This window comes from Brevibacterium sp. FME37 (genome assembly GCF_014897485.1).
Classification (GTDB): domain Bacteria; phylum Actinomycetota; class Actinomycetes; order Actinomycetales; family Brevibacteriaceae; genus Brevibacterium.
The window spans coordinates 151,095-175,165 of record NZ_JABUYE010000002.1 but is presented as its reverse complement, the minus strand read 5'-3'; the positions used below and the strand labels follow the sequence as shown (position 1 = coordinate 175,165).

Annotated in this window: 19 protein-coding genes and 1 pseudogene; 13 read left to right on the top strand and 7 right to left on the bottom strand. The window is 61.2% G+C overall.

From position 1 onward, the window contains the following. Complete coding sequence (locus INT29_RS02925) at nt 1-984, top strand: diacylglycerol/lipid kinase family protein (protein WP_193070678.1); 984 nt, start codon at nt 1-3, stop codon at nt 982-984. Here the strand turns inward: INT29_RS02925 and INT29_RS02920 are convergent. From INT29_RS02920 to pdxS, 3 genes and pseudogenes are all read right to left on the bottom strand, one after another. Next, a pseudogene (locus INT29_RS02920) lies at nt 981-2,565 on the bottom strand (helicase HerA-like domain-containing protein). The gene INT29_RS02925 and the pseudogene INT29_RS02920 sit on opposite strands and share 4 nt — an antisense overlap. A gap of 10 nt (nt 2,566-2,575) precedes the next feature. After that, nucleotides 2,576-3,157 carry a pyridoxal 5'-phosphate synthase glutaminase subunit PdxT gene (pdxT, locus tag INT29_RS02915; RefSeq protein ID WP_101572575.1) on the bottom strand — a complete coding sequence of 194 codons (582 nt, stop codon included), beginning with the start codon at nt 3,155-3,157 and terminating at the stop codon, nt 2,576-2,578. Beyond that, nucleotides 3,154-4,035, bottom strand: coding sequence for a pyridoxal 5'-phosphate synthase lyase subunit PdxS (gene pdxS, locus INT29_RS02910; protein WP_193070677.1), 882 nt, complete (start codon nt 4,033-4,035; stop codon nt 3,154-3,156). Before pdxS ends, pdxT begins: the two co-directional genes overlap by 4 nt. Before the next feature lie 168 nt (nt 4,036-4,203). On the opposite strand from pdxS, the gene INT29_RS02905 reads away from it, so the two are divergent. Together INT29_RS02905 and INT29_RS02900 are read left to right on the top strand one after the other, a co-directional pair. Further along, nucleotides 4,204-5,631, top strand: coding sequence for a PLP-dependent aminotransferase family protein (locus tag INT29_RS02905; RefSeq protein ID WP_193070676.1), 1,428 nt, complete (start codon nt 4,204-4,206; stop codon nt 5,629-5,631). A gap of 60 nt (nt 5,632-5,691) precedes the next feature. Next, on the top strand, nt 5,692-6,099 hold the full coding sequence (locus INT29_RS02900; protein WP_193070675.1) for a hypothetical protein: 408 nt from the start codon (nt 5,692-5,694) through the stop codon (nt 6,097-6,099). 47 nt (nt 6,100-6,146) lie between these two features. Here the strand turns inward: INT29_RS02900 and INT29_RS02895 are convergent, their stop codons facing one another. The 3 genes from INT29_RS02895 to INT29_RS02885 are packed head-to-tail and all read right to left on the bottom strand — an operon-like array spanning nt 6,147 to nt 9,559. Further along, on the bottom strand, nt 6,147-6,791 hold the full coding sequence (locus INT29_RS02895; protein WP_193070674.1) for a 4'-phosphopantetheinyl transferase family protein: 645 nt from the start codon (nt 6,789-6,791) through the stop codon (nt 6,147-6,149). A gap of 3 nt (nt 6,792-6,794) precedes the next feature. After that, nucleotides 6,795-7,283 (bottom strand): lipopolysaccharide assembly LapA domain-containing protein, encoded by a 489-nt coding sequence (locus INT29_RS02890; RefSeq protein ID WP_193070673.1) that lies wholly within the window; start codon nt 7,281-7,283, stop codon nt 6,795-6,797. A gap of 47 nt (nt 7,284-7,330) precedes the next feature. Continuing rightward, entirely contained in the window at nt 7,331-9,559 is a 2,229-nt protein-coding gene (locus tag INT29_RS02885; RefSeq protein ID WP_193070672.1) for an NADP-dependent isocitrate dehydrogenase, read from the bottom strand. Nucleotides 9,560-9,699: 140 nt separating this feature from the next. On the opposite strand from INT29_RS02885, the gene INT29_RS02880 reads away from it, so the two are divergent. From INT29_RS02880 to INT29_RS02860, 5 genes are read left to right on the top strand one after another with little or no spacing between them, the layout of a single operon-like run. Next, entirely contained in the window at nt 9,700-10,341 is a 642-nt protein-coding gene (locus INT29_RS02880) for a thymidine kinase (RefSeq protein WP_193070671.1), read from the top strand. Between the two features lie 32 nt (nt 10,342-10,373). Continuing rightward, nucleotides 10,374-11,162 carry an alpha/beta fold hydrolase gene (locus INT29_RS02875; RefSeq protein WP_193070670.1) on the top strand — a complete coding sequence of 263 codons (789 nt, stop codon included), beginning with the start codon at nt 10,374-10,376 and terminating at the stop codon, nt 11,160-11,162. A gap of 42 nt (nt 11,163-11,204) precedes the next feature. Continuing rightward, nucleotides 11,205-12,800 carry an SLC13 family permease gene (locus INT29_RS02870; RefSeq protein WP_193070669.1) on the top strand — a complete coding sequence of 532 codons (1,596 nt, stop codon included), beginning with the start codon at nt 11,205-11,207 and terminating at the stop codon, nt 12,798-12,800. Nucleotides 12,801-12,829: 29 nt separating this feature from the next. Next, nucleotides 12,830-13,900: an NADH:flavin oxidoreductase/NADH oxidase gene (locus tag INT29_RS02865; protein ID WP_193070668.1), complete on the top strand. Its 1,071-nt coding sequence runs from the start codon at nt 12,830-12,832 to the stop codon at nt 13,898-13,900. A 7-nt stretch (nt 13,901-13,907) separates the two neighbouring features. Next, nucleotides 13,908-14,564 carry an MBL fold metallo-hydrolase gene (locus INT29_RS02860; protein ID WP_193070667.1) on the top strand — a complete coding sequence of 219 codons (657 nt, stop codon included), beginning with the start codon at nt 13,908-13,910 and terminating at the stop codon, nt 14,562-14,564. Between the two features lie 81 nt (nt 14,565-14,645). Here INT29_RS02860 and INT29_RS02855 read toward each other — a convergent pair whose 3' ends face one another. Then, nucleotides 14,646-15,236, bottom strand: a complete 591-nt coding sequence (locus INT29_RS02855) for a hypothetical protein (RefSeq protein WP_226841567.1) — start codon at nt 15,234-15,236, stop codon at nt 14,646-14,648. 248 nt (nt 15,237-15,484) lie between these two features. Between INT29_RS02855 and INT29_RS02850 the strand changes: the two genes are divergently transcribed. The 5 genes from INT29_RS02850 (at nt 15,485) to typA (ending at nt 24,067) form a co-directional block, all read left to right on the top strand. Beyond that, nucleotides 15,485-17,293: an ABC transporter family substrate-binding protein gene (locus INT29_RS02850; protein ID WP_101572550.1), complete on the top strand. Its 1,809-nt coding sequence runs from the start codon at nt 15,485-15,487 to the stop codon at nt 17,291-17,293. A 100-nt stretch (nt 17,294-17,393) separates the two neighbouring features. Then, a complete protein-coding gene (locus INT29_RS02845; RefSeq protein ID WP_101572548.1) occupies nt 17,394-18,938 on the top strand; it encodes an ABC transporter permease in 1,545 nt (514 codons plus the stop codon). Then, a complete protein-coding gene (locus INT29_RS02840; RefSeq protein ID WP_101572546.1) occupies nt 18,935-19,966 on the top strand; it encodes an ABC transporter permease in 1,032 nt (343 codons plus the stop codon). The genes INT29_RS02845 and INT29_RS02840 overlap by 4 nt, the downstream gene beginning before the upstream one ends. Further along, nucleotides 19,966-21,906, top strand: coding sequence for an ABC transporter ATP-binding protein (locus INT29_RS02835; RefSeq protein ID WP_193070666.1), 1,941 nt, complete (start codon nt 19,966-19,968; stop codon nt 21,904-21,906). The genes INT29_RS02840 and INT29_RS02835 overlap by 1 nt, the downstream gene beginning before the upstream one ends. Before the next feature lie 250 nt (nt 21,907-22,156). Next, nucleotides 22,157-24,067, top strand: coding sequence for a translational GTPase TypA (gene typA, locus INT29_RS02830; RefSeq protein WP_101572542.1), 1,911 nt, complete (start codon nt 22,157-22,159; stop codon nt 24,065-24,067). The last annotated feature ends 4 nt before the right edge of the window (nt 24,068-24,071 follow it).

Here is a 24,071-nt window from a genome sequence, read left to right as displayed (position 1 = left end):
ATGAAAGTGGGGATCCTCGCCAATCCGAAGCACCCACGCACCATGCGTGCCTATGCTTATCTCGTCGATTTCCTAGTTCGAGCTCGCACCACGTACTGCAGTGCAACAACGACGCGGCAGTGGCCGGGCAACAAGCAGGCTTCGCAACTGCTGGACTGGGGCGCCGATCTCATCGTCGTGCTCGGCGGCGATGGCACTCTGCGCGTGAGTGCTCCGGTGTTGGCAGCAGCGAAAGTGCCGGTGCTCATCATTCCCACCGGAACCGCAAATGTCTTGTCAAAGCATCTTGGGATTCGATCGGCGCAACATGCCATGCAGCTGGCCGAAGAGCATATTGACTCCCAGACAGTGACCCGCTGCGAAGTACCAGTGAACGAAGCAGACTGTTTCACCACCACGGCTGGTCTGCGACGCGAGCACTTTGTGTCGTTGGCAGGAATCGGGGGAGACGCAAGAGCAGTGTCCGGGCGTCCACATGTGCCGAGAGCGCTGAGATTGGGAGTCCTCGGCTATGCCTATGGCGCCAGTCGAGCACTGTTCGCTCCACTCATCAATGCGCGCATCACCGACACTCAGATCGGCGCCCCGGAGATTGCTGATCCGCGGATCGTCGGCAATCCGAACGCCGGCACGGTGGGATCAGAAGTGTGGTCGGTGATGGCGTCGAAGACGGCACGACCCGCAGGTCCGATCCCAGTGTTCGAGCACGCAAACCTGGGAGCAGAAGAATTAGAATTCCTCGCAGTGGAGCTGACCACGACGAAACCCGGCGGCCGCCTCGGAGAATGGGCGCAGATCGCTTGGGACTGTGTGAACCGCCGTCCGGCACATCATCCCGCGATGCACTACTGGCGGGGAGACCAAGTCAGCATCAACCTTGACGCTCCGGCCCCGGTCCAGCTCGACGGCGACCTCATCGGTGACTGCCGTCGGCTGGACTTGCGGGCGGGAACGACCTCTCTGACGGTCCTGACGCCGAACTAGCGCCGGCGACGCGAGGTGCCGAAGATTCCGCGTGTGATCTCTCGGACCGCGGTGCGAGAGAACTGCTTGAACGCCGAAGACTTCACGACCTTGGAGAACATGCTGTCGTCGTCCTTCTGCTTCGCACCGGAACCTGACCGCGAGCCCGAACCAGAACGCGAACTCTGCGTCGCATCTTCCGGGAACGCAACCTTGTCCGCTGCCGCCTGCTCCTGCTCATGAGCCTCGGAGCCTGACTCCAGACGCTTCGTGAGGATCTCGCGAGCAGACTCGTTGTCGATGGCAGTGCCGTACTTCTCCTGTTGCGGGGATGCCGCCACTGCCGACTTGATCTCGTCCTCGGACATCGGCCCCATCTGCGACTCGGGCGCACGCATCCTCGTTGGGGCTACAGGAGTGGGCGCACCCTCGGGGTCCATGACCGTCACGACAGCCTCGCCGATACCCAGCGAAGTAAGCAGCTCTTCAAGATCGTAGTCAGACTTGGGGAACGTCTGCACTGTCGATTTCAGCGCCTTGGCATCATTGGGAGTATGCGCACGCAACTGGTGCTGAATGCGCGAACCCAGTTGGGCGAGCACATCTTCGGGCACGTCCTTCGGAGTCTGCGTGACAAAGAAGATGCCAACACCCTTGGAACGGATGAGGCGCACGGTCTGCGTCACGGACTGCAGGAAGGCCTTCGACCCGTCGGCGAAGAGCAGGTGGGCCTCGTCGAAGAAGAACACGAGTGAGGGTTTGTCGGCATCACCGACCTCCGGCAGATCCTGGAACAAGTCGGCCAGAAGCCACATCAGAAAGGTGGAGAACAGAGCGGGAGACTGATTGAGTTTCTGCAGCTCGAGGACCGAGATGATGCCGGCGCCATTGTCGTCAAGGCGCAGAAGATCTGCGGTGTCGAACTCGGGTTCGCCGAAGAACACATCGCCGCCCTGCGCAGAGAGCTCGGAGATCTTTCGCAGAATGACCCCGACGGTGGCCTTCGACGCCCCACCGATGTCTTCGAGATCCGCCTTGCCCTCATCTGAGGTGAGGAAGTTCAGGACCGCGCGCAGATCGGAGAGATCGAGGAGTGCGAGACCAGCAGTGTCGGCATAGTGGAAGACCAGCGACAGCACCGACTCCTGCGTGTCGTTGAGTTCGAGAACCTTCGAGAGCAGAATCGGTCCGAACGAGGTGACAGTGGCGCGCAGCGGGGTCCCCAGCCCCGAATCGCCCAACGTGTAGAATTCAGTAGGATTCGCCGAGGCATTCCACTCCTGGCCCGCGGCCTCGAGTCGTTTGCTCAGCTTGTCGGAAGCCTTTCCTGCCGCACCGACTCCGGATAGGTCGCCCTTGATGTCGGAGGCGAACACGGGAACACCGGCGCGGGAGAGCTGCTCGGCCAGGACCTGCAAGGTCACGGTCTTGCCTGTGCCGGTGGCGCCGGCCACAAGCCCGTGCCGATTGAGCATCGACAGGGGAATAGAAATGGGTGTGTCCTTGTCGGGCACATCCTCGTTCAGTGCCACCCCCCAATTGCAGGGTCGGACCGTCGAAGGTGTATCCGGACTTGAGTGTGTGCAGCGTCTCATTCGTCATGGTTCAATCTTTACACGGCCGCACCGAGGCTGTGCAGGAATTCTTCGTGGATCCTCGTATCGGCCCCGAGTTCAGGGTGGAAACTGCCGCCCCAGATATTTCCCTGGCGCACCAGCACCGGCAGCTCGGCGAATGAGGCGAGCACTTCGACACGAGCACCCAAGTCCACGATCCGCGGAGCCCGGATGAATGTCGCGTCGAATTCGCTGTCGAGCCCGGTGACCTGCACAGGTGCACTGAACGAATCCCGTTGCCGGCCATAGGCATTGCGGGCAACCGTGACATCAAGACCACCGAGGCGGTCGAAGCCGTCCAGCGATTCATCCGTGAGCCGATCGGCCAGAAGAATGAGCCCCGCACAGGTTCCGAAGACCGGCAGACCAGCACCGATTCTCTCACCGAGTGCAGGAAAGAGCCCGGTGGTGGCAGCGATGCGCACCATGGCCGATGACTCGCCTCCGGGAAGGATGATCGAGTCGATGCCATCAAGGTGCTCTGGCCGTGTCACCTTGCAGGCATCGACCCCCAGGGAGCCCAGGACACCGAGGTGTTCCCTGAAGGCTCCCTGGAGGCTGAGGACGCCGACTCTCACCAGCCGCGCTCTGCCAGTCGGTGGGGTGCGGGAACATCTGCGACATTGATGCCGACCATCGCATCGCCGAGCCCGCGGGAAGCCTTCGCCACGGCGATCGGATCATCGAAGTGAGTGGTCGCCTCGACGATGGCCTTGGCACGAGCCTCGGGGTTGCCGGATTTGAAGATGCCGGAGCCGACGAAGACACCATCGGCGCCCAGCTGCATCATCATCGCCGCATCCGCCGGGGTGGCGATGCCACCGGCGACGAAGGTCACGACGGGCAGTCGGCCCAGGCCGGCGACCTGCTTGATCAGGTGATACGGGGCCGAGTGCTCTTTGGCCGCGACGTAGAGCTCGTCCTCACTTTTGGCACCCAGAGCCCTGATTTCGGAGTTGATGGTCCGCAGGTGGCGCATCGCCTCGGAGACGTCACCGGTGCCTGCTTCACCCTTCGAACGGATCATCGAGGCACCCTCCGTGATGCGACGCAGAGCCTCGCCGAGGTTGGTCGCACCGCAGACGAAGGGAACCTTGAACACGGACTTGTCGATGTGATTGACGAAGTCAGCGGGGGAGAGGACCTCGGATTCGTCGATGTAGTCCACACCGAGTGTCTCGAGGATCTGAGCCTCCACGAAATGGCCGATTCGGGCTTTGGCCATCACCGGGATCGACACGGCAGCGGTGATGCCGTCGATGAGGTCGGGGTCGCTCATCCGGGCCACTCCACCCTGAGCGCGGATGTCGGCGGGCACGCGTTCGAGTGCCATGACCGCCGAGGCTCCGGCCGCCTCTGCGATGCGCGCCTGCTCTTCGTTGACGACGTCCATGATGACGCCGCCCTTGAGCATCTGGGCCAGGCCGGTGTTGAGCAAGGTCTGTGTCTGTGTCATTGTCGTGCATTCCGTTCGTGGTGAGCTCGATGTGAGCGAGCGTGGCGTGCCCGATGGGCCGGGCGAATTGATCGGTGAGAACGGCCGTTCACCACAAGAGTAGATCCATCCGTGGCTCAACAGGAGTGCCAGAAAACATGAAAAGTTTTAGGCCAGTATGATCAGAGCATGCTTCCAGTTCAGCCGACGCGTCCCCCCGCCCTCCAGTCGGAAACGCTCCTGCCTCGAGCCGATGGGATTGCGCTGCCCATCGATATCGACCGGGGCGCGTCGACACCGCTGCCGGACCAGCTGGTGGCCGAGATCAGGCGGCTCATCGCCGCCGGAGCGATTCGTCCCGGCGAACCCGTCCCCGCCAGCAGGCGTCTGGCCGCCTACCTCGAAGTCTCCCGTGGGACCGTGGAAACCGCGTACGCCCAGCTTGTCGTCGAAGGGTTCCTCATCACGGCGGAACGCTCCGCGACACGAGTGAACCCGGAGCTGCCGAGCACGCCGCGCACACGGAACCCACGGATGCGTCCAGCTCAGGTCCCGCGACGTAGGCTGCGCAGCTTCGTAGACCTGCGTCCGGGCTTCGGCGGCGACAACCCACTGCAGGAGCCCGCATTCCGCAGAGCGTGGCGTGATTCGCTCGACATCGATCCTGGCCCGATCGATCCGCTGGGCCAGCCGCAGACCAGATGGGCGATCGCCGATCACTTGCGCCTGACGCGGGGGATGAGCGTGGACCCGGATGACATCATCCTCACCAGCGGGTCCCGTGACGGTCTGCGGCTGCTCTTCACAACGGGTGTCGAGGGTGCGATCGGTGTCGAGAACCCTGGATTTCCGGGTCTGCGTCAGGCCATGTCCGACCGCGTTCTCCAGGCCATCGACACGACACACTTACCCGATGGCACCCCTGATGGTCTGGGCGCGGTCGTTGTCACCCCCAATCACCAGTTCCCGCACGGAACCACCATGCCCATCGACCGGCGGGTCAGACTTCTGGAATGGGCACAGTCGACCGGCGTCATCATCATCGAAGACGACTACGACAGTGAAGCCCGCTACACCCGTACCGTGGTGCCCACCCTCTACGATCTCGCGGTGTCCACGGACGCTTCGGCCCAGGTGGTCCACCTAGGTACCTTCTCGACTTTGCTGACCTCGGCCGTGTCCACCGGGTACGTCATCGCCCATGGGGACCTCGGGCACCGATTGAGCAGTATGCGTACCGCTCTGGGCCCGGCCTTCTCACCGGTCATGCAGACAGCGATTGCGTCCTATCTCAGTTCGGGAGGATTGCGGCGGCGCATCTCGCGTGGTCGGCGCAGGCTCAGAGCCGCCGAGGCGGTCCTGGCTCAGATCGGATCGATCCCTGGCCTCGTCCACGAAGGTCGAACCCTCGTCATTGAAACTACGGCGGCCACCGCTGCACAACTGCGCAGCGACTTGGCAGAGCGAGGGATCCTGGTGGCCTCGCTGGCTGCCGGTTGGAGTGCCGAGACCGAGGTCAGACACGGTATTGTCATCGCCCACTCGAATGTTGAAGGCGCCGTGCTCCATCAGGCCCTGGAGACGGTGCAGTCGCTGCTGGACGAGGTTGGCCAGTGATGATCCGGGGCGAGGCCGACCAGTGACGATCCGACAGGGGCAGTTGAGTAGGATCGGAGCATGATGAAATTCGGGTTCGTCGCCGATGGCGTCTTCAAATTCCTGGTGGCGTTTGCCATCATCGCGTTTCTGCCCGCGTTCGAAGGCTTCTTCGACTCGCCGCGGTGGCTGGTGATCGCCGCTGCAGTGCTGCTCTTCCTCAGCGGCGCCACGGAGATCTCCTATGGCGCCCGCAGGGGCGAGAAGAGCTACGTGAAGTACTTGGCGATCTTCGACTCGCTCTGGGTGGTCTCAACCATCATCGCGGTGATCTTTGCCCTCATCGACAACCCCGCGACAGGCTTCATCTGGTTCGGATTCATCGGGCTCGGCTCGCTGGCCATCGCCATCGTATTCACTACCGGGGCAAATGGTCCCGACTTCGGTGAGGACGAGAGTTCTGACGAGTCTTCAGCATCGAGCGACTGAACACACCTGGCGACTGAACACATTGAGTCCTTGACCGGGACTGATTCTCACCGGTTGAACGCGATGGCGGCGTGATAGCCCTCGGGCAGTCCCGACTCCAGATCGAAGATTTCGATGTCCGGGTGCGGGGAGCCTGGTGAGGCGGCCGCTCCGATGTAGTCCATGCCGGGGTCGCGTGCCAGACCCGTGCTCAGTGCTTTGAGGAAGGCTTCCTTCCGGGCCCACACACGCACGAAATCTGTGGCCAGATCAGAGGTGGCGACCTGCTCGAGTTCGGCTTGCTCCTTCGGGTGCAGCAATGCCATAGCCTCGGCGGCCACAGCGTGTTCAGGCACAGCTTCGAGGTCGACCCCGATGGGATCGTCGGCGACAGCTACGAGGACCAATCGTCTGGCTCGGGTGACGGAGAACTCGCATTCCTCGACTCGCGGTTTGCCGGCCGAATCGAGACGGATTTCGATCTCGGCCGGATCACAGTTCAGGTGTGTGCCGAGGACGTGACGCAGGATGACCCGACCAGCAGCCCAGGTGGCCGCAGCATCGGGTTCGAATTCCGTCGCGTAGTTCATCTCCTGCTTCGTCAGCGAGGAGAGATCGATGCGCGCCCATTCTGCCTCCGCCTCAGTATCGGCGAGGACGATGGTGGAATCGAGCTGGGTGGGCAGAAGTGTGAAGCCGGGGTGAGACTGCATGTATCAGCGGCCCAGAGCCTTTGAGATCTTCTTCAGTTTGCGGTTGAGCACGAAGATGCGCACGGATCCGATGATGCCGGCGATGAAGATGCCGCCTATTGCGGCGAAGAGCATGGCAACGCCCAAGGGCAGCTGGAACTGCCAGCCGAAGTACTGGAAGTCGGCGGGCACATTGTTCTGCAGAATGAAGATGAGCAGGAGCACGACGATGACGGCTCCGAGGATGAGGGAGACCCACATCCCTGCGGACATGCCCGAACCGCCTTTGAGCTGTGCAAGATCGGCGTTCTTGCCTGCCGGAGTCGGTTCCTGACGCTGGGCCGGATCGCTCTGCTGCGCCGGTTCGATTCGCTGTGTCGGATCAACCTGCTGAGTCGGTGCGACCTCGCGAGTGTTCCCGGTCTCTGGATCCTCGTCGCCAAGCACGGACTGCGTCTCGGCCAGCAGCTCTTCGGGCGTTTGGGATTCGCCACGTGGGTCTTGAGTACTCATGCGCCCATCATAGTCGCAGATGGGCGCATGAGTGATGTGTATGTGCCTCAGACCTTGGCGCTCAGCGAGGCGATGATCTCATTGAGCGTTGCCGAGGGGCGCATGGCTGCGTCGAGCTTGTCTTCTTCTGGGTAGTAGTAGCCACCCAGATCGACGGGGCCGCCCTGGACCTCGAGGAGTTCGGCCGAGATCTTGTCGGCGTTGGCTTCGAGGGCTTCGGCAACAGGTTTGATGGCCTCGGCCAGTGGTTCATCCGTGGTCTGCTGGGCCAGGTTCTGCGCCCAGTAGAGAGTGAGGAAGAAGTGGCTGCCACGGTTGTCGATCTCGCCGACCTTGCGTGAAGGCGATTTGTTCTCTTCGAGGAACTTGCCGGTCGCCGCATCGAGGGTGTCGCCAAGAACACCGGCACGGGCGTTGCCGTGGACGTTGAACTCGTGGCGGAAGGATTCGGCCAAAGCGAGGAACTCACCGAGGGAATCCCAACGGAGGTGGTTCTCTTCGACCAGCTGCTGGACGTGTTTCGGGGCCGAACCGCCGGCACCGGTCTCGAACAGTCCGCCGCCGGCGATGAGGGGTACTACGGAGAGCATCTTCGCCGAGGTGCCCAGTTCCAGGATCGGGAACAGGTCGGTGTTGTAGTCGCGCAGGACGTTGCCGGTCACCGAGATGGTGTCCTTGCCCTCGCGCATGCGATCGATCGAGAACTGAGTCGCCTCGACCGGATTCATGATGCGGATGTCGAGACCTTCGGTGTCATGGTCACCGAGGTAGGCTTCGACCTTCGCCCGCAGGTTGCGGTCATGGGCGCGGGTCTCATCAAGCCAGAACACGGCCGGGGTCTCGGACAGGCGGGCGCGGGTGACGGCCAGCTTGACCCAGTCACGGACCGGGATGTCCTTGGTCTGACAGGCACGCCAGATGTCACCTGCGGCAACCTTGTGCGACAAGATGACTTCGCCAGCGGAGTTGACAACCTCGACGACGCCGTCCTGGGCGATCTCGAAGGTCTTATCGTGGCTGCCGTACTCCTCGGCCTTCTGGGCCATGAGGCCGACGTTGGGAACGGTGCCCATCGTCGTCGGATCGTAGGCACCCTTGGCGCGGCAGTCCTCGATCACGGCCTGGTACACACCGGCGTACGAGGAATCAGGGATGACGGCCAGCGCGTCCTGGGTCGCGTCATCCTTATTCCACATCTTGCCGCCCACGCGGATCATTGCGGGCATCGAAGCATCGACGATGACATCGGAGGGCACGTGCAAGTTGGTGATTCCCTTATCGGAGTTCACCATCGCCAGGGAAGGCCCCTCGGCCATGCCCTTATCGATGCCGGCCTTGACGCCTTCAGCGACATCGGTTGGAAGGGTGTCGAGCCCGCCGAGGATGGCGGCCAGGCCGTTATCGGAGGTCAGTCCCGCCTCGGCGAGGGCAACACCGTATTCGGCGAAGACCTCGGGGAAGAATGCCTCGATGACGTGACCGAAGAGAATCGGGTCGGAGACCTTCATCATGGTGGCCTTGAGGTGCACGGAGAAGAGGACGCCCTCCTCCTTGGCACGTGCGATCTGATCCTTGAGGAACTTGTGGAGCTCGGCCACATCCATCTTGGTGGCGTCGATGACCTCATCGGCAAGGACCGGCAGCGATTCCTTGAGCACAACGGTCTCGCCTTCGGCGGGACGCAGGCGGATCTGCAGGGTGTCATCGGCAGGGATGACAACGGACTTCTCATTGTCACGGAAGTCACCCGAGGCCATGGTGACGACGTTGGTCTTGGAATCAGAGGACCATTCGCCCATTGAGTGCGGGTGGGCCTTGGCGAAGTTCTTCACGGCCTGCGGGGCACGGCGGTCGGAGTTGCCCTCACGCAGGACAGGGTTGACGGCTGAACCCTTGACCTTGTCGTAGCGAGTCTTAGCATCGCGCTCTTCATCGGTCGATGGCTCGTCCGGGTAGGCGGGCAGGTCGTAGCCCTGCGACTGGAGCTCGGCGATGGTGGCCTTGAGCTGGGGGACCGAAGCCGAGATGTTGGGCAGCTTGATGATGTTGGCTTCAGGGGTTTTGGCCAGATCGCCCAGTTCCGCCAGAGAATCTGCGACCTGCTGGTTCTCAGGGAGGAGATCGGTGAACTGCGCCAGCACACGCGCGGCGAGGGAGATGTCGCGGGTCTCCACGTCGACACCCGCCGAGGTGGCGAATGCTTCGATGATCGGCTTGAGCGAGTACGTCGCCAGAAGAGGCGCTTCATCGGTGCGCGTATAAATGATTTTGGCCATGGTGATGGACTACTCCACATCGTCTCGGGGTTTGACCACTCCATCCTACCGTTGACCCTGCAGGGCTCGGCTTCCCGGTAGGGTTCTGTTTCGTCACACTGACAATACGAGAATCATCACGAAGGACAGAGAGGACAACGGTGGCCAAGCTCTATTTCCGTTACGGGGCGATGAATTCCGGAAAGTCGACCGCTCTGCTGCAGGCTGCCTTCAACTACGAGGAGCGCGGCCAGCGCGTTCTGCTGGCCAAACCCCACATCGACACGAAGGGGGCTGGCGAGATCGTTTCCCGCCTCGGCGTCACCCGTGAAGTCGACTTCCTCATCCCCGCGGGCTCCGACGTTGAGACCATCTACCGTGAACACGCTGACTACGTCGATCACGATGCTCTGCTCGAATCCATCGACACACCCAAGGCACGCGTGGCCTGTCTTCTCATCGACGAGGCCCAGTTCCTCGAACCACTCCAGGTCGATTCGCTCATGCGCATCGCCACCAACGCCTCGGTGCCGGTGATGTGCTACGGCATCCGCACCGACTTTCGCACCAAGGCCTTTCCCGGTTCTGGTCGGCTGCTTGAGATTGCTCACACTCTGGAAGAGCTCAAGACGATCTGCCGCTGCGGCCGCAAGGCAATGTTCAACGGCCGCCTCGTCGATGGTCGCTTCATCTTCGACGGCGACCAGGTGGCCATCGACGGCAACGCAGTGACCTATGAGTCACTGTGCCCGCGCTGTTATCTCCAGTTCTCGGACGGTAGGCTGAGCGCGATTGACTCCTGACCGTCCCACCTCGTCTTCTGCTAGGAGCTTTTATGCGCATCCGCATCCAACCTCTCAATGACAATCCTGGCTCACCCGTCATCGTCTTCGGCAATGCCCTGGGAACCAGGATGTCCCTGTGGTCGGCGGTGGCCGGACGTCTGGCCGACGACTATCAGATCTACCTCTCGGATCTTCCCGGGCACACCTTTCCGGCTGCCGAGAACAGTGACACCATCACCGAGGCGGGGGCAGGGTTCACGGTCTCCGACCTCGCCACCGGCCTCGTCGAATCTCTGGCCGACGTCGGCGTGGAGAAGTTCACCTATGCCGGTGTCTCGATCTCCGGGGCGATCGGCCTGACCTTGGCCCTCGAGCACCCTGAGGTGCTGAACGGGCTCATCGCATGTGCGACCTCGACGAAGTTCGGGACCCCGGAAACCTGGGCCGAGCGCATCAAGGACGTCAAAGAGGACGGTACGCGCGGACTGCTCGATGACACGGCTGACCGCTGGTTCGCGGCCGGGTTCCTCACCGAAGACATCTCCGCCGGGCACCTGATCCTCACAGACCTCGCGCTCATCGACGACGAGGCCTATAGTGCCTGCGCCCAAGCGCTGCAGAGCTACGATCTCAGCGATGGACTTCGCTCCATCACGACGCCGACGCTGTTCCTGGCCGGGTCCCAGGATCCGGGCTGCACGCCCGAAGCCATGGCAGAACTGTCGGCGCAGGTTGCTGAATCCCAGCTCAAGGTCGTCCCCGATGCCGCCCATCTGCCGATGGCTGAACACCCGGACCTCGTCTTCGACCATATCGAGACGTTCTTGAGTAGAGTGTAGATGTAGTCCACAGCATCCGACTTTGCTCAATGAGGAGCGCAGATGACTCAGGAACAGCACTCGCGAACCGACACCTCGACCGAACTGGGCGAACTGTCACCAGGGGAGAGGGCCCCTGGGCTGTCCAAACAGACGGTGCGCATTCGCTGGACCGGATTCCTCCTCGGGCTCATCCTCTCGACCCTCGTCTATGCGATCATGCCCGACGGAGTCGAACACGGCGCGAAGCTCACGGCCGCCGTCGCCGCGCTCATGGCAGTGTGGTGGATGACCGAGGCTCTGCCGATCGCTGCCACCTCTCTGCTGCCTCTCGTGGCCTTCCCCGTCTTCGGCACCGAGGTCGAGATGGAGACGGTAGGCGCGTCCTACGGCAACCCCATCATCTTCTTATTCCTCGGCGGGTTCCTCATCGCCCTGGCCATGCAACGCTGGAACCTGCACCGACGAATCGCCCTCATCACCTTGTCAATCATGGGCAACAAGCCGGGGCCGATGATCGCTGGGTTCATGATCGCGACCGGCTTCATCTCCATGTGGGTATCAAACACCGCGACCGCGGTGATGATGCTGCCCATCGGAATCTCGGTGCTGATGATCGTGAGCAAGGTCGTCGGCGGCGCCATCACCGACGCTGCGAGCTCGGATGACGAAGTGTCAGGGAGAGACGGAGGCGACACCGGACTCGACGCCGTGGTGAAGTCCAACTTCGGCACAGCGCTGATGCTGGGCATCGCGTATTCGGCTTCCATCGGATCGCTCGGCACCATCATCGGCACACCGCCGAACCTCTTCCTCGTCGGCTACCTCAAGGAGAACCACGACATCTCCATCGGCTTCGCCCAGTGGATGATCGTCGGGGTCCCGCTGGCGATCGTCATGATGGTCATCGCGTGGTTCCTCCTCGTCAAGGTGCTGTTCAAGCCCGAAATCGATGAGATCCCAGGCGGCCGCGAACTCATCCGCGACGAGTTGAAGAAGCTCGGCCCGATGTCGACCGGCGAAAAGCTGGTGCTGGGCATGTTCGTCCTCGCCGCGGCCAGCTGGATCTCCCTTCCGCTCATCTTCGATGAACCTCCGATCAGCGATGAAGGCATTGCGATGGTCATCGGCCTCCTTCTCTTCCTCATCCCCGGCGGAGCCAATCGCGGAGTCCGCCTCCTCGACTGGGACACCGCAGAGAAGCTGCCCTGGGGCGTGCTCCTCCTCTTCGGCGGTGGCCTGGCTCTGTCCGCACAGTTCTCGTCCTCGGGACTCACCGAATGGATCGGCAAGTCCACAAGCGGTTTGGGAGTGCTGCCGACGGTCTTCGTCGTCGCGATCTTCGCTGCGATCATTCTGTTCCTCACGGAGCTGACGTCGAACACCGCGACCGCGGCCACCTTCGTTCCCGTCGTCGGTGGGGTGGCGATGGGTCTCGATCTCGACCCGCTGCTGCTGACCATTCCGGTGGCTCTGGCCGCGACCTGTGCCTTCATGCTTCCGGTGGCGACACCGCCCAACGCCGTTGCCTACGGTTCCGGATATGTGACGGTGGCGCAGATGGTCAAGGGCGGCCTGTGGCTCAACGTCATCGGGATCGTCCTCATCACCGCCACTGTGTATCTGCTGGCCGTACCAGTATTCAACATCATGCTCTGATCGACGAGGAAGCTTGGCAGACTGGAGACATGACTCATCTCTTCACACCTATGACATTGCGCGGCACCGAGATCGCCAACCGCATCTGGCTCGCACCGATGTGCCAATACTCCTGCGAGTCCGAAGACGGAATGCCGGACACCTGGCATCTCGTCCACCTGGGTGCGCGCTCCCAGGGCGGGTTCGGGCTCATTCTCACCGAGGCCTCCGCTGTTCTGCCCGAGGGGCGGATCTCACCCCAGGATGCAGGCATCTGGAATGACGATCAGGCAGAAGCATGGACCTCGATCACCGAGTTCGTCCATTCGCAGGGCAGCAAGATCGGTGTGCAGCTGGCACATGCGGGCCGCAAGGCCAGCACATACCGCCCCTTCGAGGGCAATCCTCGGGGAAGTGTGCCCGAGGCCGAGGGCGGCTGGCCCACACTCGGCGCCAGTGCCATCGCCTACCCCGGGTATGAAGCACCCCAAGAGATGACGAAGGACGACATCGCCGAGGTGGTCGATGCCTTCGCCGCGGCAGCGACCCGAGCCATCGGCGCTGGGTTCGATGTCGTCGAAGTCCATGCCGCCCATGGCTACCTGCTCCACTCGTTCCTGTCTCCGCTGTCGAACGAACGCAGTGATGAGTACGGTGGTGACCTGGCCGGACGATCACGCATGCTGGTCGAGACCTATCAGGCCGTACGCGCAGCCGTGGGGGAGGAGGTGCCCGTATTGGTCCGGCTCTCCGCCAGCGAATGGCGCGAGGGAGGCTTCGACATCGCCGAAGCCGTCGAGGTCTCCCGTGACCTCAACGACCGCGGCGTCGACCTCATCGACGTCTCCTCCGGTGGCAACTTCCCTGTCAAGGTCCCGGTCGGGCCCGGCTACCAAGTTCCGCTGTCGGCAGCGATCCACGCAGAGGGCGTGAGCACAGGCACCGTCGGCCTCATCACCGACCCGGAACAAGCCGAGACGATCCTGGCCTCAGAGCAGGCGGACGCGATCTTCCTGGCTCGGGCAGCATTACGCGAACCAGCCTGGCCGCAGCGAGCAGCCCACGAACTCGGAGTCGAACCCGGGCCGTATCCACCGCAGTACACAAGAGGAGCATGGTGAACCGACAATGACGAAGATCATCGAGACTGAGCACGTCGTCATCCGCAGCATTGTGGTGTCAGGCATGGCCAACAACGTCTATCTCATCACCGCAAAGGAATCCGGGGCGCAGGTACTCATCGACGCCGCAGACGATGCCGATGCGATCAAGGACCTCATTGCCTCGGGAGGTGATGACACCTCCGCGGACCCCGTTCTGCGCGCGATCATTACGACACACCAGCACTGGGATCATATTCGGGCACTGGCGGCCACCTCGGCGGCATACCCTGATGCGATGGCTATCGCCGGCAGTGCGGATGCGAAGGCAATCACCGAGGCCGAGGGCGTCGAGATCGCACATGCTGTCGAGCATCTCGACGTCGGAGACTTCGGTGGGTTCGTCCTGCAGGCGATCGGACTGCGTGGGCACACACCCGGCTCGATCGCCCTGCTGCTGCGCGATGGGGGAGAGACCATTCTGTTCTCCGGCGATTCGCTGTTCCCCGGTGGGCCGGGCAAGACCTGGAATCCAGAGGACTTCACCTCACTCATGGATGACTTGGAAGAACGCGTCTTCGCTCAGCTGCCTGATCAGACTCGAGTGCTGCCCGGACACGGTGATGGCACCACGCTGGGCGAAGAGCGCCCGAAACTGGCCGAATGGCGCGAACGCGGCTGGTGATCAGTCGGGACGCCTGATCCGCTGGCTGTTTGCCCAGCTGACTATCAGAACAGCTGATCATCAGATCAGCTGGCTGCCTGATCAGCTGGGCAAGGCAGCGAAGCCGAATCCAGCCCAGACGATAGCAGCCACGAGTGCGGCAATGATGCCGATGTTCCACGAGGTGGAGATGGTGTGTTCACCACGTGGGTTCGACAGCTCCTCATCGCTGAGGGCCGAATAGCGGTCGAGCACGGTATCGACAGCAGGATTCGGATTGTCCATCAGCCTGCGGATGCCGTGCTCGTCCTTTTCCATCTTCTTGCCTCTGCCCGCCAGGGGCCACGAGGAGTAGACCTTCTCATGAGTGCGTACGCCTAGTCCGAAATGGATGTCGAACCCGTCTACGTGGTTCCAGGGGATGTGCACGGACTGCATCGGATTGATCAGTGAGATCTCCTTGCGCCCCAGCTCGACACGAGGGAACCGGTAGAGGGCATAGACAGCCGTGATGATGGCGACGGGAATGCCTGCCACGGCAAGTCCACGAGCTGTGAAGTCACCGACGATGATCGAGCCGAGGCCGAGCACGCCGAGTCCGGCGATGACGTAGAAGAGCACCGTGGAGCTCGTCGTCCGCACAACCGTCGGCTGCTTGTGCCCTGAATTGGGATCTATCTCACTGTTAGCCACCTGAACATCCTATCCACTGAGACTCCGGGATGTCTGCATGTTTCCTTGATCTCGAAACGGTAACGATTATGAAATATGCCCAACATGTGGACTGTGTCACAGCGTCGCGTGAATTAACTTTGAGGCATTCCATGTGAAAAACATGAACGCGGTCACACTCCCGACCAGGGGGTGCTCGAGCGCAGCACGCCCCGAATTGCGGGCGTGGCTACACGGGCGAAACAGCCTAATGACAACAAGGAGAGAACGTGAAAAAGCGCTTCCTCGCGGCCGGAGCCTCAGTTGCCGCAGCAGCAATGGTGCTCACTGCGTGCACACCCCCCGGCGGCGGAGACAATGAGAAGTCGTCAGAGAAATCGAACCTTAATATTGGCTGGAATGAGTCCTTCCGTTCGATGAATACTCAGTCAGCGAACGGTAATGCTGTCTCGAACGCCATTCTCACCTACATGATGAATGACAACTTCGGGTATTACGACGACAACCTCGAGGTGCAGGACGGTGCGCTTGGCAAGCTCGAGAAGGTCGCTGATGATCCTTTGAAGATCAAGTACACCTTCAATGATGATGCGAAATGGTCTGACGGCACCCCTGTGGACGCCGCCGACCTGGCCCTCACATGGGCAGCCACATCGTCGAACTTCAACACCGTCGATCAGAACAACAACGACGACGGTTCGGTCAAGGAGAATGATGCGAAGACTGTGTACTTCGACTCGGCCTCGATCGGTCCGAAGCTCGTGAAGGACTTCCCTGAGATTTCCGATGACGGCTCTGAAGCTACTTTTGAGTTTTCCAAGCCCTTCGCTGATTGGCAGACCGGCTTTGCCGGAATCGGCCCTAACGGGGTAGGGCTCCCTTCCCACATCGTTGCGAAGAAAGCTTTGGGAATTGACGATCCCGAAAAGGGCAAACAGGCGATACTCAAGGCGATTAAGGACAAGGACACGGAGAAACTTTCCAAGATCTCGAACACTTGGAACACCGGATTTGACTTCACCTCGATGCCCAAAGACGAAGACCTCCTCGTCCACAATGGTCCCTACAAGATGACCAAGTTCGAAGAGGGGCAGCACGTCACACTTGAACTTGACGACAAGTACACCGGCCCAACGAAGCCGAAGGTCGACACCGTCACAGTGCGTTACAACGGTGACCCAATGGCTATGGTTCAAGCAATCGAAAACGGTGAGGTTGACTTTACCCAGCCTCAGGCGACCGCCGATGTTCTGTCTGCAGCCGAAGACATCGACGGCGTCAATGTCGATTCCGCCGACGGTGCGACTTACGAACATGTGGACTTCACCTTCGACAACAAAGGCCCCTTTGACCCGACTGCCAATGGCGGCGACGAAGAGAAGGCGAAGAAGGTGCGTCAGGCGTTCCTCAAGACTCTTCCTCGCCAGGACATCGTCGATAAGATCATTAAACCGCTCAACCCGGATGCAGTAACACGCGACTCCTTCAACCAGGTTCCCGGCTCGCCGATGTATGACGAAATCATCAAGGGCAATGGGATGGAAGACCTCAAAGAGGTGGACCTGAAGGGTGCTAAGAAGCTGCTCAAGGATGCAGGTGTCGATGCTCCCAAGGTGCGCGTGATGTATGACAACACAAACTCTCGCCGTCAGCAGGAGTTCCAGCTCATCAAGGAATCGGCTGAGAAGGCCGGCTTCAAGATCGAAGATGTCGGAGATGTCAACTGGGGTACTCGCCTCGGCGATGGCACTTACGATGTCTCGCTGTTCGGCTGGCAGTCCGAATCGACAGGAATTACTGACTCTGATGCGAACTACCGCACCGGGGCTCAGAACAACTACGGCGGTTACTCGAGCAAGAAGACCGACAAGATTCTTGACAAAATCGTCGGTGCGCCAGAGTCCGAACACGCCAAACTTTCAACAGAGTTGGAAAAGCAGTTGACTACTGACGCATTTGGTGCGCCGCTGTTCCAGCATCCGGAGCTTGTTATCTACCGAGACAAATTGAAGAATGCGAAATCGACCACCGTGTCGCCGACCATCTTCTGGAACTACTGGGAGTGGGAGACCAACTGATCCGCAATTGACGCGGCCGGTCTCCTCCACCCCCATCCGCTGTGGGGATCACTGTGTGGTCCCCACAGCGGCGTTTTCGGAAGATTGAAACGGACACATAATGACAAGATTCATCCTCAGGCGACTTCTCTCGACAGCCCTCGTGCTCCTGGTCGTGACATTCGTCCTCTACCTCCTGCTCAACGTCGCCCTCGACTTCTTCTGGGACCTGCGTTCGAGCACCTCTCCCAACATCGAGGCACTCTACGAGTCCCGTCGCCGACTGCTTGACCTCGACACCCCGGCGATCGTGCGCTACATCAAATGGCTGGCCGGCGTCGGCGGCTGTGTGGTCGGGCAATGTGACTTCGGCATCGCTTGGAAATCCGGCCAAGAGGTCACCTCTCAGCTGCAGGGAGCGATCGCCAACACGGTCAAACTCATCACCGCTTCGACGATCGTGGCCATCGTACTCGGAATCGCCGTCGGCATGGTCTCGGCAATTCGCCAGTACTCGGGCTTCGACTACTTCATCACATTCGTCTCGTTCCTCCTGTACTCGCTGCCCGTGTTCTGGGTGGCAGTCCTGCTCAAGCAGTACGGTGCCATCGAGATCAACAACTTCATCAACGACCCGACAATGAGCAGCTGGATGCCGATCATCCTCGTCTGCATCGGCTTGGGGCTGTTTTGGATGGGTGCTTTGGGTGGCAGCAGAAAGCGCAGGCTCATCACCTTCCTTGCGGCGACCATCATCACCTTCGCGACGATCTACTACATCCTGGCCAGTGGCTGGTTGCAGCAGCCAAGCATCGGCATCGTCGGTGTCGTCATCATCGGCCTCGGTTCTGCCGTCGTCATGACCTTCCTGTCGACGGGATTGAAGAACAAACGTGTCCTCTACGCCACACTGACGATGGCCGCCATCGGAGCACTGCTGTATATGCCGCTGCAGTACCTCTTCTACTACCAGGAGATGAACTGGCTGTGGATGATCGGACTCCTGATCGTCACGGTCGCTGTTGCCATCGGCGTCGGGCTGGCGTTCCGCGGACCTGATCCCTGGGACACAGTGCGAACCACGTTCTTCACCGGCCTCACCATCGCCGTCCTCATCTTCTCCGACCGAGTTCTGCAGGGCTGGGGTGAGTACTCCGACCAGCCCGCGATCAACAACCGCCCGATCGCGACCATCGGTGCATCGACACCGAACCTCGAAGGAGACTTCTGGATCGCAAACCTCGACACGTTCACCCATCTCCTGTTGCCCTCGATCGCACTGATCCTCATCTCCTTCGCTTCGTACACGCGCTATACGCGTGGTTCGATGCTTGAGGTCATGGGACAGGACTACATCCGCACGGCACGGGCCAAGGGCCTCAACGAGCGGACGGTCGTCATGCGCCATGCGCTGCGCAATGCGCTGCTGCCGCTGGCATCGATCATTCCGGTCGACATCATCACGATGATCGGTGGTGCCGTGATCACGGAGACGATCTTCGGGTGGAACGGCATGGGCAAACTCTTCATCGACTCGATGAGACAGTCCGAACTCGACCCGATCATGGCCTATATCCTCATCACCGGCCTGCTCGCCATCATCGCCAACCTCGTCGCGGACTTCCTCTACGCAGTCCTCGACCCCAGAATCAGAGTGAACGCATGAGTACCAACAACGACAAGCAGACTGCTCTCGCCCCCGACGATGTCGGGGACAACGCGATCGAAGCCAAAGAAACAGAAGGTCTGTCTCAGAGTAAGATCGTTTTTCGCAAGTTCCTCCGCCACAAGGGTGCGATGATCAGCATCGGCGTCTTCGCTTTCGTCGCGCTGTTCGCCTTCTCGGCGGTAGGCTTCGGCCCGATCCCGGGGTGGTGGATCTACAACCACACCTCCTCGGGGCAGATCGTCAACGCCGGCGGTGCGCCGACGTGGTCATTCTCAAACTTCTTTTCCTTGGGCGACCATCCCTTCGGGCAGGACGATATCGGTCGTGACAACTTCGCCCGAGTGATGAAAGGGACGCAGATCTCGATCATCGTGATGATCATCATCGGCCTGGTCTGCCTCGTCATCGGCACAATCGTCGGTGCGCTGGCCGGATACTATCGTGGCTGGATCGATTCGGTGCTGATGCGCGTCACCGACGGATTCATCATTCTCCCGGTCATTGTCATCGGTTCGATCCTCGGCAAGCTGGTCGGAGGCGCGAACGGACCACTGCTCGGTCTAGCGCTCGGCGCCATCCTATGGACCGGCCTGGCGCGACTCGTCCGCGGTGACTTCATGTCCCTGCGTGAACGCGAATTCGTCGACTCGGCTCGTGTGGCCGGGGCCAGCGACTTCCGCATCATGTTCAAGCACATGTTGCCCAATGCCATGGGTGTCATCATCGTCAACACAACGCTGGTCATGAGCCAGGCGATCGTGCTCGAAGCTTCGTTGAGCTATCTCGGATTCGGCATCAGTCCACCCGGGATCTCTCTGGGCCAGCTCATCAGCGAATATCAGACGTCCTTCGCTACGCGTCCGTGGCTGTTCTGGTGGCCCGGTCTGTTCATCATCGTCATTGCTCTGTGTGTGAACTTCATCGGCGACGGTCTGCGCGATGCGTTCGACCCGCGGATGAAGACCATTCCGAGCTGGAGGAAGATGAAGAAGGCCGAGCGCATGACACAGAAAGGGACGAAGTGATGACTGAACAGACAAACACAGCCAAATCACCGGTCCTCGAAGTCAAAGACCTGGGAGTGAATTTCTGGGTCAACGACGAATGGTGGATGGCGGCCGAAGAGCTCAACTACACCGTCAACGCCGGTGAGGTGCTCGCGATCGTGGGCGAATCAGGTTCCGGTAAATCGCAGTCGAGCATGTCACTGCTCGGTCTGCTGCCCAGCAATGGCCGGGCGACCGGTTCGGCCAAGATGGGCGGCACGGAACTCATCGGCATGCCCCCTGAGAAGATGCAGCAGATTCGCGGAAACGAGATCTCCGTCATCTTCCAGGAGCCCATGACGGCACTCAACCCGGTTTACACAGCAGGTTTCCAGATCGTGGAGACTCTGCGAGTCCACCTCGACGTCGGCCCCACCGAGGCCAAGGAACGCGCTCTCGAACTCATGCGTCTCGTTGAGATCCCGGATCCGGAGGAACGGTTCCATTCGTTCCCCCACCAGCTCTCGGGCGGACAGCGTCAGCGCATCATGATCGCTCAGGCCCTGGCCTGCCAACCGAAGCTACTCATCGCCGATGAGCCGACCACAGCTCTTGACGTCACGGTGCAGGCTGAGATCCTCAAACTGATGCGGGAGCTGAAATCGAAGCTCGACGCCGGCATCATCCTCATCACCCATGACATGGGTGTTGTTGCCGATATGGCCGACCGTATGATCGTGATGAAGGCAGGACGGGTCGTCGAATCGGGCAATGCGGAGGAGATCTTCTACAACCCTCAGCACCCGTACACGAAGCAACTCCTCGAAGCAGTGCCCCACCTCGGAACGGGCATCGAAGGGGAGGCCTTCGGCGCCGACCTCGCCGATGTCGAAGACTCTGCAGTCGTCCACGAATTGGAGGCCGCCCACGGTACGGCCGACGATATAACCACAGGTGGCAACAACGACGGTGCTCATCCGCCGAAGGTGACCCCCAGTCCCTTCGTGACCGAAGGCGGCTCCGACCGAGTCTCGGGTCTGGCTGAAGCAGCAGAAGCGGCCAGCGCTCCGAAGCACGACCACGACATCGAGATGGACTCCACGGAGACCTACTACCATCCGGGGTCGCAGGCCGACTTCTCGAAGGCTTCGGCTCTGCAGCTGCGCGATGCCGCGGTCGAGTACCCGGCGATCGGACGGAAGAAGGCGTTCCGTGCAGCACACCACATCAACCTGATGATCGCTCCGGGCGAGGTCGTGGGGCTGGTCGGTGAATCCGGTTCGGGCAAGACGACGATCGGCCGCGCTGCACTGGGTCTCCTGCCCACTGTCGAAGGCGATATGGTCGTCAACGGCAAGAGCATCAAGGGCCTGAGCAACAAACAGCTGCGGCCGTTGCGCAGGGAAGTCGGGATCGTCTTTCAGGATCCGGGCTCCTCGCTCAACCCACGCCTGCCTGTGGGGGAGTCCATCGGCGAACCTCTGTTCCTCCACGAAGGGATGAAGGGTCCGGCGCTGAGCAAGAGCGTCGAGGAGCTGCTCACCGCTGTCGAGCTGCCCACATCGATGCGCAACCGCTACCCGCACGAACTCTCGGGCGGTCAGCGACAGCGGATCGGCATCGCCCGGGCACTGACACTGCGGCCGAAGCTGCTCATCGCCGATGAGCCGACCTCGGCGCTCGACGTCTCCGTCCAGGCGAAGGTCCTCGACCTGTTCGAAGGACTGCAGCAGGAATATGGGTTCGCGTGTCTGTTCATCAGCCACGACCTGGCTGTCGTCGAACGCATCGCCTCGCGCATCGCAGTGATGCGTCACGGATATCTGGTGGAGATCGGGAAGAGCTCGCAGGTTGTCGCCAACCCGGTTCATCCCTATACCCAGCGGCTGCTGTCGGCGGTCCCGGTCCCGGATCCGCGCGAACAGCGCAAACGTCGTGAAGCCAGGGACGCTGTTCTGGAGGCCACAGCCAACGCCTGAACTCAGTTCGACCAATGCCAGCTCTCAGGTCTGCGCAGCGGGACGAAGCGAACGCATGTTGGTCGCAGTGGACGAGTCAGATCCGTTTCCGAACGGACTCTCACTCGCCCGCTGCGACCACCAAATGCATTCATGTTTGCATTCCCCGTGTGCTTTTTGAACACCACCTGTCATTTCCGGTAAGTGTGTGGCCGTATAATGGTCTGTTGGGTCCGCACCGGACCAATCTCTCTAGCTCATAAGGTTTTTGATGACTGAAGCCATCACGCGTCGGGAAAACCGCCGCAACGTTGCAATTGTCGCCCACGTCGACCACGGCAAGACCACTCTGGTTGACGCCATGCTCCGCCAGACCGGTGTGTTCAGCGAACACGGTGATTTTGCTGAACGCGTCATGGACTCCGGCGACCTCGAACGCGAGAAGGGCATCACCATTCTCGCGAAGAACACCTCGGTTCTCTACAACGGACCGTCAGCTGGTGACGATCCCATCGTCATCAATGTCATCGACACGCCAGGACACGCCGACTTCGGTGGAGAGGTCGAGCGCGGCCTGTCTATGGTCGACGGAGTCGTCCTCCTCGTCGACGCATCAGAGGGCCCTCTGCCTCAGACCCGCTTCGTGCTGCGCAAGGCGCTGGCTGCGAAGCTGCCGGTCATTCTCCTGATCAACAAGACCGACCGTGCCGATGCTCGCATCGACGGAGTCGTCGAAGAGGCTCAGGACCTGCTCCTCGGCCTGGCCTCCGACCTCGCGGACGAAGTCCCCGATCTCGACGTCGACTCGGTTCTCAACGTGCCTACCGTCTTCGCTGCAGCCAAGGTCGGCGCTGCCTCCCTCGAACAGCCTGCCGATGGTGAAGCCCCGTCCAACGCGGACCTGGAGCCACTGTTCAAGACGATCCTGGAGACCATTCCGGCTCCGGAGATCAACGATGACGACATCCTCCAGGCGCACGTGACTAACCTTGACGCTTCGCCGTTCCTCGGCCGTCTTGCACTGCTGCGCATCTTCGGCGGCACCCTGCGCAAGGGCCAGCAGGTCGCCTGGGCTCGTGGCGATGACATCAGCTCGGTCAAGATCACCGAACTCCTGGAAACTCAGGGCCTCGACCGGGTTCCGGCCACCGAGGCGTCTGCCGGCGACATCGTTGCTGTGGCAGGCATCCCCGACATCATGATCGGTGACACGCTCACCGACATCAACAACCCGAAGCCCATGCCTGCGATCATCATCGACGATCCTGCGATCTCGATGACCGTCGGCATCAACACCTCGCCACTGGCGGGTCGCGAAAAGGGCACCAAGGTCACCGCACGTATGGTCAAGGATCGCCTTGATTCCGAACTCGTGGGTAACGTCTCGCTCAAGGTTCTTCCCACCGAGCGTCCTGACGCCTGGGAAGTCCAGGGACGTGGCGAGCTCGCACTGGCCATTCTGGTCGAGCAGATGCGTCGTGAGGGCTTCGAACTCACCGTCGGCAAACCACAGGTTGTCACCAAAAAGGTTGACGGCAAGGTCCATGAGCCCTTCGAAGAGCTCCAGATCGACGTACCTGAGGACTACCTCGGCGCGGTGACTCAGCTCCTGGCCAGCCGCAAGGGTGTCATGTCGACCATGACGAACCACGGCACCGGTTGGGTCCGAATGGAATTCACCGTTCCCGCACGCGGGCTCATCGGCTTCCGTACCCGCTTCCTCACCGAGACCCGCGGTACCGGTATCGCCAACTCGTTCTCGGCCGGTTACGGCCCCTGGGCCGGCAATATCGAGTTCCGCACCAACGGATCTCTCGTCGCTGACCGTCCCGGTTCTGTGACGCCGTACGCGATGATCAACCTGCAGGAACGTGGCAGCTTCTTCGTGCAGCCCACCTCGGAGGTCTACACCGGCCAGATCGTCGGCGAGAACTCCCGCGCCGACGACATGGACGTCAACATCACGAAGGAGAAGAAGCTGACGAACATGCGTTCGGCCTCGGCGGACTCCTTCGAGAACCTCGTTCCGCCGCGCAAGCTGACACTCGAAGAAAGCCTCGAATTCGCCCGTGAGGACGAATGTGTCGAGGTCACTCCGGGGGCAGTGCGCATCCGCAAGCTTGAGCTCGACCCGAAGGAACGTGCGAAGACCTACGCCAAGCTGCGTAAACAGAACGCGTGAGTTC